Below are 14,722 nucleotides of genomic sequence, written 5' to 3' on the forward strand. Positions count from 1 at the left end.
TTTTTGATGATCATCGTAGAGAGTTTTTGCAAGTAATCGGTTCTTGCATTTGTGCTTCGTTCATGTATACGAGCCACTTTGATTCGCTGTTTATGCCAGTTCGCTCCTCCTTTTATACGACGAGACAAAATATGTTTCACTTGGATTCCTTCTGACAGTAGCGCTCAAAATACGTCCTTCTACCTCACGACTTTTGGCAAACGTGACAAGGCCAAGTTTCGGTAACTTTATTTTCTTCCCCACAATCGCGATGTTCCCATTTGTGTGCTTCGTTGTATAGGATTGGACTTTATTGTTTTTCGACTTAAACTGAGGTGCTTTGTTTTGTTTGTTGAAGAATCGTGAATACGAGTCAGCGAGGTTGTGAAGAGAAGATTGAAGAGCCGTGCTGTCCACTTCTTTGAGCCATACAAATTCTGGATTTGAGTCAATATTTTGAACACAAAAAGTCAAATCTAAGCTATTTTTTTAGCCAGATCTTCTATTGCTGGGGGAGTTTTATAACCAATGCTACTATGAATTCTCTTTCGGTTATACCACTCCTCGATGTATTGAAATAATGCTAAGTTTGCTTGTTCAAATGTGAAATATTTTGTACGATATACTTCTTCTTTCTTTAAAATGGCATGAAACGACTCGATACAAGCGTTTTCATACGGACAACCTTTCTTACTGAAAGAAAGTTTGATTTTAAAACTCGCGAGTAAGGTGTAAGGTTTGAAATTCCTGACTTGTATATTGAGTTCCTAAGTCAGTATGTAGAATGAGATCTTCTGGTGGTTTCTGTGTATAGTAAGCGTTTTCTAACGCTTTTACCACAAGAGTTGTTGTCATATTTCGTGAAAATGAATATCCAACAATTTTTTTAGAATACAAATCCATCACAGATGCAAGGTAACACCAACCATCTTTTTGCGTGTGAATATAGGTAATATCCGCTACCCACTTTTCATTTATTGTTGTTGTAGAGAAGTCCTGTTCTAATAGATTTGTCCGTTCTTCTACAGTTGATTTTGATGAATGTGGTTTGTATTTTTTTAAGATAATAGAACGAACATTTTCTTTTTTCATGAGCCGTTGTACACGCTTTATGCTTACTTGTACGCCTTGCTTTAACAGTGTTTGATGAATCTTTGGTGCACCGTAACGTTCCTTGCTATCTTGATGAATTTGTTTGATTTTTTTGGTTAATTCTTTATTTTCACGGCTACGCTTTGACTCTGTTTTATGCTGAGATTGGTAGTAAGAATTTCTCTCTATCCCAAGAGTTTGGCACATCATATGAACAGAGTGCGTTTCTTTTTGATAATCAATAAATTGATGTAATTCTGTATCTTCTATTTTCTCGCGAATATGGCCATAGCTTTTTTTAATATTTCATTTTCTTCTTTTAAACGAAGCATTTCTTTTTTCATTCGTTTTAGATCTTCTAGTGTTATTTCATCTTCATCAACTGATGTGATAGGAGAATATATTTTAATCCATTTATAAATGGTTACCTCTGATACGCCATACTCGCCGCTTAATTGTTTGAGAGGTTGTCCTGAACGATATAATTCAACAACCATTTTTTTAAACTCTTCATTAAATTTCTTGTTTGTCATACGGACACTTCTCCTTGAAACCCATTGTAAGGACTTAACTAAGTTGTGTCCATATGACTATACTAACTCTATATTAACCCTTGGAATATGTAAAATAAATTGTTTAAAGAAACGGAGATTTACTAATATTAATTATTCGCTATCCGAAAATGAAACAACTTTATTATTTTTTTACAAGAACCGAAAACGGTCGTTTAAGGAACTTTATTGAGTTCTAATAAAGCTAACAGAAATATGGTCAAAAAAACGTTCCAAAACTCATTACCAAAAACAAAGTGCCGTAACAAACATTAAATATCGTTTATGGAACCTTTTTAACGTATGGTAAAACCAAATTTTTCAACTTAGAAATTCCTTAACGTACGAAATCCGCGAAATGTTGGTGCTACCCCATGCCCATCAAGTTAAAATCTCATAATACCCCCATAACGAAAATTTGACCTTTTTACAGCTATTTATGCGAGTTCAGCTCATTTTTTTCGTTTTGGGGAACAATTCATTTCTTAAGTTGATGGACATCCGGCTGTACCCCCATATTATCATCATGATCTTAATACCATTACTATTTGGGTCCGTCCTGGGCCCCAAACCCTTATTGTAGAAAGAAAACCACCGGCATTAGACCGGTGGTTCTGACTTAGAAAGCAAAGCAAGTACAACCAATACCCCATTTAGTTCCATCTTTTCCTATTACGGTATGAGTGTGTTGATGGAGAGGGTTACTGCAACTATGTAACTTGTGATCATGGGCATCGTGAGAAAGTATATTGTGGGCTAGGTTAGCACCACCATAACCATAAACTCCCGTCGGTGCCCAATCAGGTGATGCTGGCGGCAATTCAGGTGATAAATTTTTAAATTCATCATTCCCATAAACAACCTGACCACCCATAATGGTGAGTAATGATTCAAGGTCTTTGATTTCTTCTTCTGGTACAGTAAAGTAGTCAGCAGACAATACAGCAATATCAGCAAACTGACCTACTGCAAGGGTTCCCTTTTTACCTTCATCACCAGAGAACCATGCACTTCCTTTGGAATATAGTTCCAGGGCTACTTTTCTGTCAAGTTTATTCTTTTCATCGTATATCGAAAGACCACCAATGGTTTTTCCGGCAACCATCCAATAAAGAGCAATCCAAGGGTTATAGCTGGAAACCCTGGTTGCATCACTACCGGCGCCAACAGGTATACCCAGGTCTAGCATACGATAAATCGGGGGAGTACGTTTTGCAGCTTCTTTTCCGTATAAATCAACAAAGTATTCACCTTGGAAAGCCATGCGATCTTGGATGGCAATACCGCCATTTAAAGCCTTAACACGTTCCATACTACGATCTGAGATTGTTTCTGCATGGTCAAACCACCAGCGTAGACCATTGAAAGGAATTTCTCTGTTGACTTCCTCAAAAACATTTAAGAAACGTGTTATTGACTCGTCATAAGTTGCATGTAAACGGAATGGCCAACGGTTTTCCACCAATAGAGAAATTACTTTCTTTAAGTCAGCTTCCATCACCGTAGCTAGTTCGGGCCGCGGCATTTGAAATTTTTCAAAATCGGCTGCCGAGAATACTAACATTTCCCCGGCACCATTCATTTTATACTTATCATTTCCTTGACCCGGAGAAACAATTTTTGCCCATGAAGCAAAGTCTTCATATTCATGATTTGGATTTTGCGTAAATAGATTATACGCAATACGCAAAGTTAATTGTTCTTTCTCGGCTAAATGTTCAACAACTTTGTAATCATCAGGATAATTTTGGAATCCACCACCTGCGTCAATGGCACTTGTGATACCTAATCTATTTAATTCGCGCATAAAATGGCGAGTTGAGTTAATCTGGTCGTCAAAATTAAGTACTGGAGCTCTACCCAAACTTGAATAAAGAATAGAAGCATTAGGATTAGCAATCAAAAGACCCGTTGGATTACCTCGTTTATCCCGGTCAATTAAACAGCCCGGAGGGTCTGGGGTATCTTTTGTGTATCCCAGTGCACGCAGCCCTGCACGATTTACAAGTGCTCTATCGTAAAGATGTAGCACAAAGACAGGTGTGTCTTCAGAAACAGCATTAATCTCTTCCAAAGTTGGCATCCTTCGCTCTTTAAATTGAAATTCAGACCAACCTCCAACTACTCTTACCCACTGAGGAGCAGGTGTACGTCTTGCCTGCTCTCTAAGCATTTCCAGAGCAATAGCAAGTGATGGTACACCTTCCCAACGCAATTCCATATTATAATGTAGACCACCACGAATAACGTGTATATGAGAGTCATTCAAACCCGGAATAGCTCTCTTTCTTTTAAGATCTATTTTTTTGGTTTTTTCTGTGACACTATCAAGAAGCTCATCTCCACCTACTGCCGTGACTAAGCCATCAGTTATGGCGATAGCTGATACCTCAGGTTGAGATGGGTCAAGGGTAGTGATTTTTCCGTTATATAAGATCATATCCGGCAAATTCATGTTTACACCTCATCTACTTCCTATTATTCTGTAACCATGGATGAAATATTTTACCGAGAATCGGCATGACTACCCATGATAGCAAGGAAACTATACATATAGAAACAAAAAAAGCTGATATAATAGGATTCATATTTTTTATAATAGGTCCTATTACTTTAGGCACCAACATACTAATAGGCCATACACCAAGAACAGTAACAATAGACATTTTCCATTTTGGCGGTGGAACTGGCGTTTTCGGAGTAACAAACCAATAAGCCAAACTGTTTTCAGTTTTGTAAGTTGGATTAGTTGCTTGAAATTGTTCTGCTTTTTTTAACAAATCTCGACGAATATCTGATTCTTGCCAAGAACGTAGATGCTCATACGTATCAAAGCGAAAAATAACAGTATACTCTCTGGATCCGTTATTGGGGACTATTAAATTTACGCCTAAATGCCCTGGGAATTTAGTAGCGGCAGCTTCGATTTCATGTCTCCATGTTTCAAATTGTTTTTCTTTACCTTCTTGAATTTCCCATGTAACAATCGTTGTTACTGGACCGCTAACATCCATTGTGTTCCCTGTATGAGTTTCTCCGACAGTCACTCTTTCTTGGTTCATAATTTCCTGCTTGGAAGCGCGCCATGCACCATAGTATATGCGTATTCTACGCCTTGACCATAAGCGCCAGTGTGTTCTTTCACAATTTCCATAACAGCATCATAAGTGTCTTTGCGTGCCCAGTCACGTTGGTATTCAAGTAAAACTTGGATTGCTGTCACTGGAATTGCACCAGCTTGTTCTACACGACGCATAGCAGCGTTATGTGCTGTCAAACTAGTACCACCTGAAGCATCATCAACTGCATAAACCTCATAGCCAGCTTTAATTGCTTCAAGCACAGGGAATGCAAGGCAAACTTCAGTCCAAAGTGCTGCAAATATTAATTTCTTTCTACCTGTTGCTTTAACTGCCTCAACAAATTTTGGATCTTCCCAAGAGTTCATTGAACTACGTTCTATAATTTCATGGTTTGGGAATATGTCAAGAATTTGTGGCCAAAAATAACCAGAAAAGCTGCGTGTTTCAACTGTAGTAAGAATAGTAGGTACGTTAAAAGTTTTTGCTGATTTAGCAAGCAGCATAACGTTATTAATCAATGTTTGTCTGTCAATACTTGCAACTCCAAAAGTCATTTGAGGCTGAAAATCAATCAAAATTAATGCACTGTTCTCCGGATTTAACAATTCTAAATTACTCATAATAAAACGCTCCTTTTTTTAATTGTTTCAAATTAATTTTTTGAAACTAATTTATTTTCTGTTAATTAAGACTGTAATCGTAAAAATAAAAGCTTTGCTATACTTTTTAATTTAAAAGAGAGCGCTGATTTAATCAGCGCTAAATTTATACTACCCACTTTTTAAAAAGTGATTTAAAGCTATTTCTTTGGAATACATTTATGCATTTTGTTTACTAAGATCTCGCTGAGCTCCCATGTAGCTTCCAATTATATTTTGATAGCCTGGAAGATTACTAGCAAGCAAATTGCCAAAACCTTCGACATCGTTGCGCCAATCGCGTTGTAATTCGCAAGCTACACTAAACCAGTTCATAAGCTGCACGCCACTATGTGCCATACGAGTATTGGCAGCATCTGCAACTTGTTTACTAAAAGTTCCTGAAGCATCAGTAACAGCAAATACTTCATACCCAGCTTTTATAGCAGAAAGTGCCGGGAAAGCAACGCAAACATCTGTAACTACGCCCGCGATGATGAGTTGTTTTTTTCCAGTTTCTTCGATTGCTTTTACAAAATCATCATTATCCCATGCGTTAATTTGTCCAGGTCGAGCTATTTTTGGTGCGTGAGGAAAGAGATCAACCAATTCTTGCATTAAAGGTCCGTTAGGTCCATGTTCAAAGCTTGTTGTTAAAATAACTGGTAAATCAAAAAACTTAGCAGTTTGAGCGAGAGCTAAAACATTGTTCTTGAATTCATCAACACCATAGTCACGTACTAGTCCGGACATAAGACCAGTTTGATGATCCACTAACAGAACAACAGCGTCATCTTTGTTAATACGAGAATAGAGATCAGACATTATGTATTCCTCCTAAAAAATTAAGTAATCGAAGAAAGTTTTAAAAGTGGAATATTATCATAAATTTCTTCGTTTGTTACGATTAGTTTATAAATAAATTGATCGTTAATATTAATTAATCCATAAACTTATGACACATCGATAATTTTCTTAAAAATCTGAAAGATAATATTAGACTATTTTTTTTAAATACTCAATCTCCTTTTATTAATCTAAAATAGTGGTTTTATCTATCCAATTTACAAATTGTTGTAAATAACGCTGAAGATAACGTTTTGTTTGTTCGTCAGTAAGCACTTTCTGATCGGAATCAATCTTTTCATGTACTTGGGAAATCAGCACTTTTTGAAATGGAAGAACATGAGCTTGCATGGCTTCTAGTATTTCTCTGATTTGCATTTGAGCATAAACAGTGCCTAATCCCCCAGGAGTTGCACCAATTAAACCAACCGGCTTTCTGCTAAGAACAGCAGATTCCCGAGGTCTTGATGCCCAGTCCAATGCATTCTTTAATACGCCAGGAATTCCAGAATTGTACTCTGGACTTACAATAATGATACCGTCAACGTCCTGGATAGCAGATTTAAAGGATGTCACTGTTTCTGGAACACTTATTTCTAAGTCTTCATTGAACAAAGGTAGATCATTTATCTCGATCCAATGAAATTGATGGGAATCATCCATCCCTGTTAATGATTGAGCAATGATTCGATTATAAGAGTTTTTTCGTAAACTACCACAAATAAGGCCTATGGTTTTAGTCATATATTCCCTCCTTTTATAAGGTAAACCTATTATACCATTATATACCAAATTGGTAGAAGTAGTTTTACGCCTAGCCATTGTTCCTCATTTACCAATCTGTTTATGCTTTTTTCAAACTTTGCAACAGAACCTAAAATGCCCCCTAATCTATCAGTTAACATTTATTCATTTGTAATCAGTCTTCTAAAAATGATAGCAGTGCTTCATTAAATTCTTTGGCATGTGTTGCATTGAGCCCATGTGGACCACCCTTTATTAAAGCTACCTTAGAATTAGGAATTGCTTCATGTGTTAGCTTCCCACTATATTCAAATGGAACTGTTGCATCTGAATCACCATGAATAACAAGGGTAGGTATATTAAACATGGCTAAATCTCCTCTGAAGTCCGTTTTGCTGAAAGCAGTGATACAATCTAGTGTTCCTTTAGGCGATGCACCCGCTGCAATATCTCTATTGTAAAGCCGGAATGGTTCACTGACTAAGTCAGTTCTATCTCCAGCAGCAAAAAATCCTCTCGTAAACTCATCAAGAAATGCTAGGCGATCATTTTTTACTCCATTTTCAAATCCTTGAATTGCTGCATCATCTAATACTCCCTCAGGATGATCTGCTGACTTGTAAAGAAATGGTGGTACAGCTCCTGCAAATACAGCCTTCTCTACTCTATTTGTGCCATAGTTTCCGATATAGCGAGCTACTTCTCCACCCCCCATTGAAAATCCGACCAGTGTCACATTTTGGAGATCCAAATGCTCTAGTAACAGATGTAAATCAGTAGTAAATGTATCATAATCATAACCATTCCATGGCTGAGAAGAGTTCCCGAACCCTCGACGGTCATAAGTTATGACTCTGTATCCAGCCTCAACGAGAGCAGGAACTTGGTATTCCCAAGATCGGCTACTTAATGGCCAACCGTGAATTAATACTACTGGCTTCCCTGTACCATGATCCTCATAATATAGTTCAATGGGTGTTTGATTTTCGGTTCCTACAGTAATTTTTGCCATTCTTCTACCTCCAAAAAATATTCTGATTACATGTATTTTTCGTCAATAATCCGGATGAATCTCGTAACCTATTTATAAATAAAGTCAATGATGATACCTGTACCTAAAGCTAATAAAACAGAACCAGTTGGACATTTTTGAGTTTTCTATATTAGAAACGTTTTGCTACTTCACGTGCATTTGCAATTGCTGCCTCTTTAATTTCTTGTGCTTTTTCAGGGTTTGCATTCATTCCTTCAACTGCAAGATATTCTGTATCAGATACACCCATAAATCCTAATACAGCATTTAAGTGTTGACGACCAAAGTCCATTACTGCATATGCTCCTTCAGAGTAAATGCCACCTGTAGCTTGAATGTGAAGTGCTTTTTTATCTTCTAATAATCCAACTGGACCATTTTCAGTATATTTAAATGTTTTACCTGCGATGGATAGGTTATCTAAGTATGCTTTTACTACTGGCGGATAGCTAAAGTTCCACATTGGTGTTACAAATACATAACGACCTGCATTCATAAATGTTTCTAAGTTTGTATTCATTGCTGCAATTTTTTGCTGTTGGCTTTCGCTTAACGTTTCAAAGCCTTCACCTGCTGCGAATTTCCCCCAAGCTGCAAATACTTCTGTATCAATTTCTGGTACAGTTGTGTTAAATAGATCAATTGTTACAACTTCATCTTGTGGATGTTCATTTTTATACGCTTCGATAAATGCTTCCCCTACTGCCATACCGAAAGATGCTTCTGCTGAATTTGGATTTGCTGTAATAAATAGTACTTTTGTCATTTTTATTCCCTCCCTCAGTAAATATCTTTAATTAAAGACTTTCTCCTAAAAAGTAAATCACTTACCTTATGTAAGTATAATACACAACCATTATTTTCCTGTCAATAAAAATAGTTACTTTTTTAAGTAAGTTAGCGAACTCTCCTATCTCGTTTTATTAAATGGGGTATCGCCACACATCCATCAACTTAAGAATTTTATATCACCCCCAAAACAAAAAATTTACCATTTTACAGTTATTTATGAGAATTCGGCTCACTTTTTTTGGGATCAATTAATCTCTTAAGTTGATGGCGATAGGGTATCGCCACATGCCCATCAAGTTAAAATCTCATAATACCCCCATAACGAAAATCCCACCTTTTTACAGCTATTTATGAGAGCTCGGCTCATTTTTTTCCTTTTGGGAAGAATGTATTTCTTAAGTTGATGTCGATGGGGTATCACCAACATTACGCGGAAAACATACGCTAATACATTTAGCGTGTTTTTTATATTTAGGTTTGTATACTCAAATATGCAAAAACAAACCATCATAAAAGAGCGTTCGTTTTTGCGTTTTTGGAGGGTATCAATCTGTCGATAAATTGATATTATCATATGCTTGGTGTTGAGATATTGAGAAATAAAAATGTCATTTTATTAAGAGGAAAAGTGGATTTTGCGTTTTGGCATCGCTGGAGGATCAGCGTTAAATTCAATGTATAGCTTCACTATTCATCTTCTTGCTCCATTTTGTAACGGGGTCTTTTTATTGTAGTAGAAAAAGCAACCTTCCGAGTGCTCATAGGGGTACCGTCAAAAGAACTATTTGTAGTCCTGCCGACAAAACACAGATTTTATACGCTAAGACAGTTTCTAAAAGTGAAATCTCATCTTTGCTACTGTAAAAAAACAACTAGCCCCCCCACAAGAGGGGCTAGTTAACGTAAAATTCGTTCTTGGAAGTTGTTTTTACATTCCGGAAGACCCTGCTATGACAACAAATGTTGTCCAAATCAGCGTTATAGTGACTATGAGTAAATTAATAGACCTCAAAACATTGCTCATTGTACCCCACTGTATATTTTTGGTCTGTAAGAATACAAGAATAATTGATGTAATGGTACAGGCATATGTTAAGCCTACTCCAATCCAAAACCATGCCATACTGAATGTACCTACTACCCCTGTTTCATTTTGTCCCCAATACGCCATATCTTGAAATTTTAGGCTGAATATAAATCCGATAATTGCCACAATAAATGGAGCGATATTCCAAGCATTTATTCTCACCCTAATCGAATCTCCTTCCATTACACAGCAAACCCCTTCTTCTGTTTAGAAAGGGATTTATGTCATTACTTATGTACAACACAGTGTAGCATCGCTAAAGGCATCTTCGGGAATATATACTTTATCATCTTTTATTTCATAGGGAATGTTATTTCTTTTTAGTTTAGCTGTATCAACAGTGTCAACAGTGCTACCCCACTGTTCTAACTTGCCGTTGTACTTTTGACAAGCAGGTAACATTAAAAGAGCTGTAAAACATAAAAATAGATTTCTAAAACGATGTTTCTTCATAATAACCCTCCTCTTCCTTGATTGTATCATTCGGGAGAAGTGATTTGTCATAAAAATTGGATGTATATTCCATACATGTAAGGTTAACATAACGTAACATTATCGGGATTCAATGTATTTAGAAGACTATTAAAAGTCCTCCAGATGGTTTAACTGGAGGACTTTAGTGTTCACGTAATTATTGTTATTGGAAGTTATAAGCACAGTTTGTATTATGTTTAGGTAAATCTCAATCTTCATCAAGCATATAAAGTTCCTAAAATAAATCAAGTATGATATTAGCTATGTAAGTTTCTAAGAATGCAGCAACGATAATTATAGGTAAAGTTAAAACAGCATAAATTTTTATTACTTCTAAAATCTTTTTATTCAGAGATACTCTTTCTTTATCCTTTTTGAACATAATTTTTAATTTGATTCTAATAAATTTATTTAATTCAAAAAGAATGGCTGCAAATAAACAAAAAGCGAAAATTTCAAAAAGGTAATGAGGGATAGAAGAAATTATCATCCCAAAACCTTTTTTAAAATCAGCTTGTAACACAATTCCAAAAAGAACCCCAAGAAGTGAAGAAGTTGAAATTATATGTATAACATATAAAAATTGTATTGGAATTAAGGCTAATATAAACATTTGTAAAGGTATGATAAAACCATTATTAACAATAAATGCCCATACCTTTTCTATACCTGTTGATTCCTTTACTTGACTTGATAGTCTATTTCCTATCCCTTCGAGTATTTCTTTTAGATCGGGATTGATTATAAAGGTTATTACGGTTGCAATAACTGTTAGTGCTACCCCTAATATAAAAAAATTAATAGCTCTTTTAAATACCACCTTATTAATTACATTCGAAATAACTCTCACCTCTTTTTCTAAATTTTACTATCTGAATAATACGGTAGTAAAGAAATTTTTCTTGTATATCGTATTCATGCTCGGTTAACATAGCGTGTCATTATCAATAGTCAACAATGGGTAGAATTTTCGTTATGGGAGAATTTTGATTTTTTAGGTTGATGGTGATGTGGCGGTACCCCACATCCATCAAGCTAAGAAAAACAAATACCCCAAAACGAGAAATTTTGGGGTATCATAAAATTTTTAAATCTTTACTTTTTGTTTTGCCGTTTCATTTGTATACTACTTATAACTCCTAACACAATCGCTACTGTACAACATACGATTGAGAAAGTCTGTAATATGTCTGTAGAAAAATAACCTACCCCTAACACTACTGCTAAAACGATTCCTGCTACTAATATTCTCCGTTTCTGCATGTCCATATAAACCATACCCCTTTACTAGTTTAAGGTAAATCAATACCTGTCATTTCTTTAAACTTCTTTCAAGCCAATTATACTTTTGAACAGTTCCCCTCATGTAATCCCCCCTCTTTCCTTCTATACAAATTTTACTATATATGAAAGGTACATATTTCATTGATTCCAAAATTTTCTTTTGAATAATATATTCATGTGAAGTTAACATAACGTCTCATTATGGGGATTCAATGTATTTAGAAGATTATTAAAAGTCCTCCAGATTGTTTAACTGGAGGACTTTTGTGTTCACATAATTATTGTTAACGGAAGTTATCCATATTATAAAGAATCAATATAATTTTTAGCTTCAAGTAATGATAATCCTAAAACTTCTCGTGCCTTCTTAATAGCTTTAATTTTTTCTCCATCTTTAACTAACTGACGAAGCTCTTCATTAATTACATGCTCTGAAATACCCATCAGTTTGGTGATTTGTTCCAATTTATCTTCTGTTCGCTTTAATCTTTTAGTAACCCGATTTATACTGTCTGCAATATAAAATATGCCAAAAATAATTAGTACTGTTATAAGCCAAGAATTCATATTAATTTCTCCTTTAAAGAATTATTCATTATCTATTTTATATTAATTAACCATAAATTTCCTTATGAATATTTTATACATATTCAGTTAACATAACGTAACATTATCGATAGCAAGAAAAGGCGGATCCCTAGATCCAATTATCAAAACCTAATTTTAAAAAATATTATTAAACTAGAAATTTCACATATAATAAAAACATCAAAAAAAATTGATTAATGGGAGGTGGCATATTATGAATAAACAATTTGAACAATATGAGAAGAAATTTAAAGCGTTGGCTGATCAGAAGCGTTTAGAGATTATGTATGAACTTTGTCAACGGGGACAGACTTGTGTATGTGATTTAACAGAGGTTTTTGAAATGACTCAATCTAAATTGTCATATCATTTAAAAATCCTGTTGGATGCAGGCTTAATTGTAAAAGAAACAAAAGGTACGTGGAGTTATTATGATTTAAATGATGCTGAAGTAAACAATTTATTATCTGAAGAATTATGCTGTATCTTTAGAAAAACAGGAAAAGGTAGCTGTTGTTAAATTTTTGCGCTATTAATCAAAAAAAATTGATTAATATAATTTAAAAAGGAGGAATTATTTATGAAATATGTTCATGTTGGTATAAATGTTACTAATTTAGAAAAGTCTATTGAGTTTTATGAAAAGGTATTTGGTGTATCGCCAGTTAAAGTGAAAGCTGACTATGCAAAATTCTTATTAGAAAATCCAGGTCTAAATTTCACACTTAATGTACGAGATGAAGTAAATGGGAATCAGGTGAATCATTTTGGTTTCCAAGTGGATACAGCTGAAGAAATTACATTTCATAAAGAAAGATTAGAAAAAGAAGGATTCTTTGCACGTGATGAGATGAATACAACTTGTTGTTATGCTGTGCAAGATAAGTTTTGGGTAACTGACCCTGATGGTAACGAGTGGGAGTTCTTTTATACAAAAGCAGATAGTGATGTTCACAAAATAGTAGATACATGTTGTTGTGAAACTCCTAACGGAGTAGAAAAAAATTCTTGTTGTTAATAGGAGAAGGAGGATAAAATGAAACGTTTATCTTTTCTAGATCGATATTTAACACTGTGGATTTTTCTAGCGATGGCTGTTGGGATTGGTTTAGGATTTGTGTTTCCTAGTGTAGTAGATGGTCTGAATAAATTGCAAGTTGGAACAACTTCTGTACCACTTGCTGTTGGTTTAATTTTAATGATGTACCCACCACTAGCGAAGGTCCGCTATGAGGAAATGGGTCGTGTATTTAAAGATGTAAAAGTTCTGGTTCTATCTTTGGTTCAAAACTGGATTATTGGACCTGTACTTATGTTTGTTCTAGCAATTATTTTTCTCCCTGATAAACCAGAGTATATGGTAGGACTTATTATGATTGGTCTAGCACGTTGTATTGCAATGGTGATTGTTTGGAATGATCTTGCTGATGGCGATAAAGAATATGCAGCAGGTTTGGTGGCTTTTAACTCGGTATTCCAAATGTTATTTTTCTCGGTTTATGCATATGTGTTTGTAACAGTAATCCCCGAATGGTTAGGAATTGAAGGGGCTATTGTTGATATCACAATGGGAGAAGTAGCTAAATCAGTATTTATCTATTTAGGTATTCCTTTCTTAGCGGGTATGCTGACACGTTTTATATTAGTGAAGTTAAAGGGAAGAATGTGGTATGAAAGGGTGTTTATACCTAAGATTAGTCCCATTACATTAATTGCATTGCTATTTACGATTATCATTATGTTCTCTTTAAAAGGAGAAATGATTATTAGCGTACCATTAGATGTAGTACGCATAGCGATTCCGCTATTGATTTATTTTATTGTGATGTTTTTTGTTTCTTTCTTTATGGGGAAAAAAATTGGTGCAAACTATCCAGTAACAACAACATTAGCATTTACGGCAGGTAGCAATAACTTTGAATTAGCAATTGCTGTGGCTGTTGGTGTATTTGGTATTCATTCGGGTGCAGCATTTGCAGCTGTCATTGGACCATTAGTCGAGGTACCTGTAATGATCGCGCTTGTAAATGTCGCTTTTTGGTTTAAACGCAAATATTTTAATGACCAACTAGTATAAATTTAAAAACAAAGGTGGAAAACAACATGGAAAACAAGAAGACTATCTACTTTTTATGCACAGGTAATTCATGCCGAAGCCAAATGGCTGAAGCCTGGGGAAAACAATACCTAGGTGACAATTGGAATGTATATTCCGCAGGAATCGAAGCACACGGTGTGAATCCTAATGCCATTAAAGCTATGAAGGAAGTAAATATCGACATAACAAATCAAACATCAGATATTATTGATTCCGACATTTTAAATACTGCTGATTTAGTGGTTACGCTTTGTAGCCATGCGGATTCTGTATGTCCGTCTACACCATCACATGTTAATCGTGTTCATTGGGGATTCGATGATCCAGCAGGTAAAGAGTGGTCCGAATTCCAAAGAGTACGCGATGAAATTGGTACACGTATTAAAAAATTTTCTGAAACAGGAGAATAATATTGGTTCTGTTGCAAAGCTTT

The 14,722-nt window shown here is 35.3% G+C and carries 16 protein-coding genes and 2 pseudogenes; 4 read left to right on the forward strand and 14 right to left on the reverse strand.

Going from position 1 to position 14,722, the window contains the following annotated elements; genetic code table 11:
* The 14 genes and pseudogenes from CN288_RS26760 to CN288_RS26820 all read right to left on the reverse strand — a co-directional run.
* Positions 1-417: pseudogene (locus tag CN288_RS26760) on the reverse strand (transposase); the annotation flags it as partial.
* 38 nt (positions 418-455) lie between these two features.
* Positions 456-1,604, reverse strand: a pseudogene (locus CN288_RS26765) (IS3 family transposase).
* A 637-nt stretch (positions 1,605-2,241) separates the two neighbouring features.
* Positions 2,242-4,077: an amidohydrolase gene (locus CN288_RS26770; protein ID WP_098303538.1), complete on the reverse strand. Its 1,836-nt coding sequence runs from the start codon at positions 4,075-4,077 to the stop codon at positions 2,242-2,244.
* A gap of 13 nt (positions 4,078-4,090) precedes the next feature.
* Positions 4,091-4,684, reverse strand: a complete 594-nt coding sequence (locus CN288_RS26775) for an antibiotic biosynthesis monooxygenase (protein ID WP_026591656.1) — start codon at positions 4,682-4,684, stop codon at positions 4,091-4,093.
* Positions 4,681-5,325 carry a hydrolase gene (locus CN288_RS26780; RefSeq protein WP_018767758.1) on the reverse strand — a complete coding sequence of 215 codons (645 nt, stop codon included), beginning with the start codon at positions 5,323-5,325 and terminating at the stop codon, positions 4,681-4,683. The genes CN288_RS26775 and CN288_RS26780 overlap by 4 nt, the downstream gene beginning before the upstream one ends.
* A gap of 198 nt (positions 5,326-5,523) precedes the next feature.
* Entirely contained in the window at positions 5,524-6,168 is a 645-nt protein-coding gene (gene ycaC, locus CN288_RS26785; RefSeq protein ID WP_035414825.1) for an isochorismate family cysteine hydrolase YcaC, read from the reverse strand.
* Positions 6,169-6,375: 207 nt separating this feature from the next.
* Positions 6,376-6,933 (reverse strand): NADPH-dependent FMN reductase, encoded by a 558-nt coding sequence (locus tag CN288_RS26790; RefSeq protein WP_098303539.1) that lies wholly within the window; start codon positions 6,931-6,933, stop codon positions 6,376-6,378.
* A 175-nt stretch (positions 6,934-7,108) separates the two neighbouring features.
* Positions 7,109-7,945 carry an alpha/beta fold hydrolase gene (locus CN288_RS26795; RefSeq protein WP_098303540.1) on the reverse strand — a complete coding sequence of 279 codons (837 nt, stop codon included), beginning with the start codon at positions 7,943-7,945 and terminating at the stop codon, positions 7,109-7,111.
* 151 nt (positions 7,946-8,096) lie between these two features.
* Positions 8,097-8,732: an FMN-dependent NADH-azoreductase gene (locus CN288_RS26800; protein WP_026591661.1), complete on the reverse strand. Its 636-nt coding sequence runs from the start codon at positions 8,730-8,732 to the stop codon at positions 8,097-8,099.
* 954 nt (positions 8,733-9,686) lie between these two features.
* Positions 9,687-10,028 (reverse strand): hypothetical protein, encoded by a 342-nt coding sequence (locus CN288_RS26805; protein ID WP_098303541.1) that lies wholly within the window; start codon positions 10,026-10,028, stop codon positions 9,687-9,689.
* A gap of 48 nt (positions 10,029-10,076) precedes the next feature.
* Positions 10,077-10,298, reverse strand: coding sequence for a hypothetical protein (locus CN288_RS26810; RefSeq protein WP_098303542.1), 222 nt, complete (start codon positions 10,296-10,298; stop codon positions 10,077-10,079).
* Positions 10,299-10,554: 256 nt separating this feature from the next.
* The gene (locus CN288_RS26815; protein WP_255260064.1) at positions 10,555-11,139 is read right to left on the reverse strand and encodes a stage II sporulation protein M; all 585 of its coding nucleotides are present in this window, start codon (positions 11,137-11,139) and stop codon (positions 10,555-10,557) included.
* Positions 11,140-11,414: 275 nt separating this feature from the next.
* Entirely contained in the window at positions 11,415-11,588 is a 174-nt protein-coding gene (locus CN288_RS29155) for a hypothetical protein (RefSeq protein WP_176527751.1), read from the reverse strand.
* A gap of 318 nt (positions 11,589-11,906) precedes the next feature.
* Positions 11,907-12,170 (reverse strand): hypothetical protein, encoded by a 264-nt coding sequence (locus CN288_RS26820; protein WP_098303544.1) that lies wholly within the window; start codon positions 12,168-12,170, stop codon positions 11,907-11,909.
* Positions 12,171-12,405: 235 nt separating this feature from the next.
* On the opposite strand from CN288_RS26820, the gene arsR reads away from it, so the two are divergent.
* The 4 genes from arsR to arsC are packed head-to-tail and all read left to right on the forward strand — an operon-like array spanning position 12,406 to position 14,699.
* Positions 12,406-12,711: an arsenical resistance operon transcriptional regulator ArsR gene (arsR, locus tag CN288_RS26825; protein WP_003207023.1), complete on the forward strand. Its 306-nt coding sequence runs from the start codon at positions 12,406-12,408 to the stop codon at positions 12,709-12,711.
* A gap of 60 nt (positions 12,712-12,771) precedes the next feature.
* Positions 12,772-13,209 (forward strand): ArsI/CadI family heavy metal resistance metalloenzyme, encoded by a 438-nt coding sequence (locus CN288_RS26830; protein ID WP_098303545.1) that lies wholly within the window; start codon positions 12,772-12,774, stop codon positions 13,207-13,209.
* An 18-nt stretch (positions 13,210-13,227) separates the two neighbouring features.
* The gene (gene arsB / locus CN288_RS26835; RefSeq protein ID WP_098303546.1) at positions 13,228-14,268 is read left to right on the forward strand and encodes an ACR3 family arsenite efflux transporter; all 1,041 of its coding nucleotides are present in this window, start codon (positions 13,228-13,230) and stop codon (positions 14,266-14,268) included.
* A 26-nt stretch (positions 14,269-14,294) separates the two neighbouring features.
* The gene (gene arsC / locus CN288_RS26840; protein ID WP_098303547.1) at positions 14,295-14,699 is read left to right on the forward strand and encodes an arsenate reductase (thioredoxin); all 405 of its coding nucleotides are present in this window, start codon (positions 14,295-14,297) and stop codon (positions 14,697-14,699) included.
* Positions 14,700-14,722: the final 23 nt, after the last annotated feature.

Origin of the sequence: Bacillus sp. AFS023182 (assembly GCF_002560575.1) — a bacterium.
Taxonomy (GTDB): Bacteria; Bacillota; Bacilli; order Bacillales; family Bacillaceae_G; genus Bacillus_A; species Bacillus_A arachidis.

Excerpts from the sequence above, each read along its gene's own strand:
- arsB (WP_098303546.1), top strand. The coding sequence starts at position 13,228 with ATGAAACGTTTATCTTTTCTAGATCGATATTTAACACTGTGGATTTTT.
- CN288_RS26820 (WP_098303544.1), bottom strand. The coding sequence starts at position 12,170 with ATGAATTCTTGGCTTATAACAGTACTAATTATTTTTGGCATATTTTAT.
- CN288_RS26810 (WP_098303542.1), bottom strand. The coding sequence starts at position 10,298 with ATGAAGAAACATCGTTTTAGAAATCTATTTTTATGTTTTACAGCTCTT.
- CN288_RS26770 (WP_098303538.1), bottom strand. The coding sequence starts at position 4,077 with ATGAATTTGCCGGATATGATCTTATATAACGGAAAAATCACTACCCTT.
- CN288_RS26800 (WP_026591661.1), bottom strand. The coding sequence starts at position 8,732 with ATGACAAAAGTACTATTTATTACAGCAAATCCAAATTCAGCAGAAGCA.
- CN288_RS26775 (WP_026591656.1), bottom strand. The coding sequence starts at position 4,684 with ATGAACCAAGAAAGAGTGACTGTCGGAGAAACTCATACAGGGAACACA.
- arsC (WP_098303547.1), top strand. The coding sequence starts at position 14,295 with ATGGAAAACAAGAAGACTATCTACTTTTTATGCACAGGTAATTCATGC.
- ycaC (WP_035414825.1), bottom strand. The coding sequence starts at position 6,168 with ATGTCTGATCTCTATTCTCGTATTAACAAAGATGACGCTGTTGTTCTG.
- CN288_RS26795 (WP_098303540.1), bottom strand. The coding sequence starts at position 7,945 with ATGGCAAAAATTACTGTAGGAACCGAAAATCAAACACCCATTGAACTA.
- CN288_RS29155 (WP_176527751.1), bottom strand. The coding sequence starts at position 11,588 with ATGGACATGCAGAAACGGAGAATATTAGTAGCAGGAATCGTTTTAGCA.
- arsR (WP_003207023.1), top strand. The coding sequence starts at position 12,406 with ATGAATAAACAATTTGAACAATATGAGAAGAAATTTAAAGCGTTGGCT.
- CN288_RS26805 (WP_098303541.1), bottom strand. The coding sequence starts at position 10,028 with ATGGAAGGAGATTCGATTAGGGTGAGAATAAATGCTTGGAATATCGCT.
- CN288_RS26780 (WP_018767758.1), bottom strand. The coding sequence starts at position 5,325 with ATGAGTAATTTAGAATTGTTAAATCCGGAGAACAGTGCATTAATTTTG.
- CN288_RS26790 (WP_098303539.1), bottom strand. The coding sequence starts at position 6,933 with ATGACTAAAACCATAGGCCTTATTTGTGGTAGTTTACGAAAAAACTCT.
- CN288_RS26830 (WP_098303545.1), top strand. The coding sequence starts at position 12,772 with ATGAAATATGTTCATGTTGGTATAAATGTTACTAATTTAGAAAAGTCT.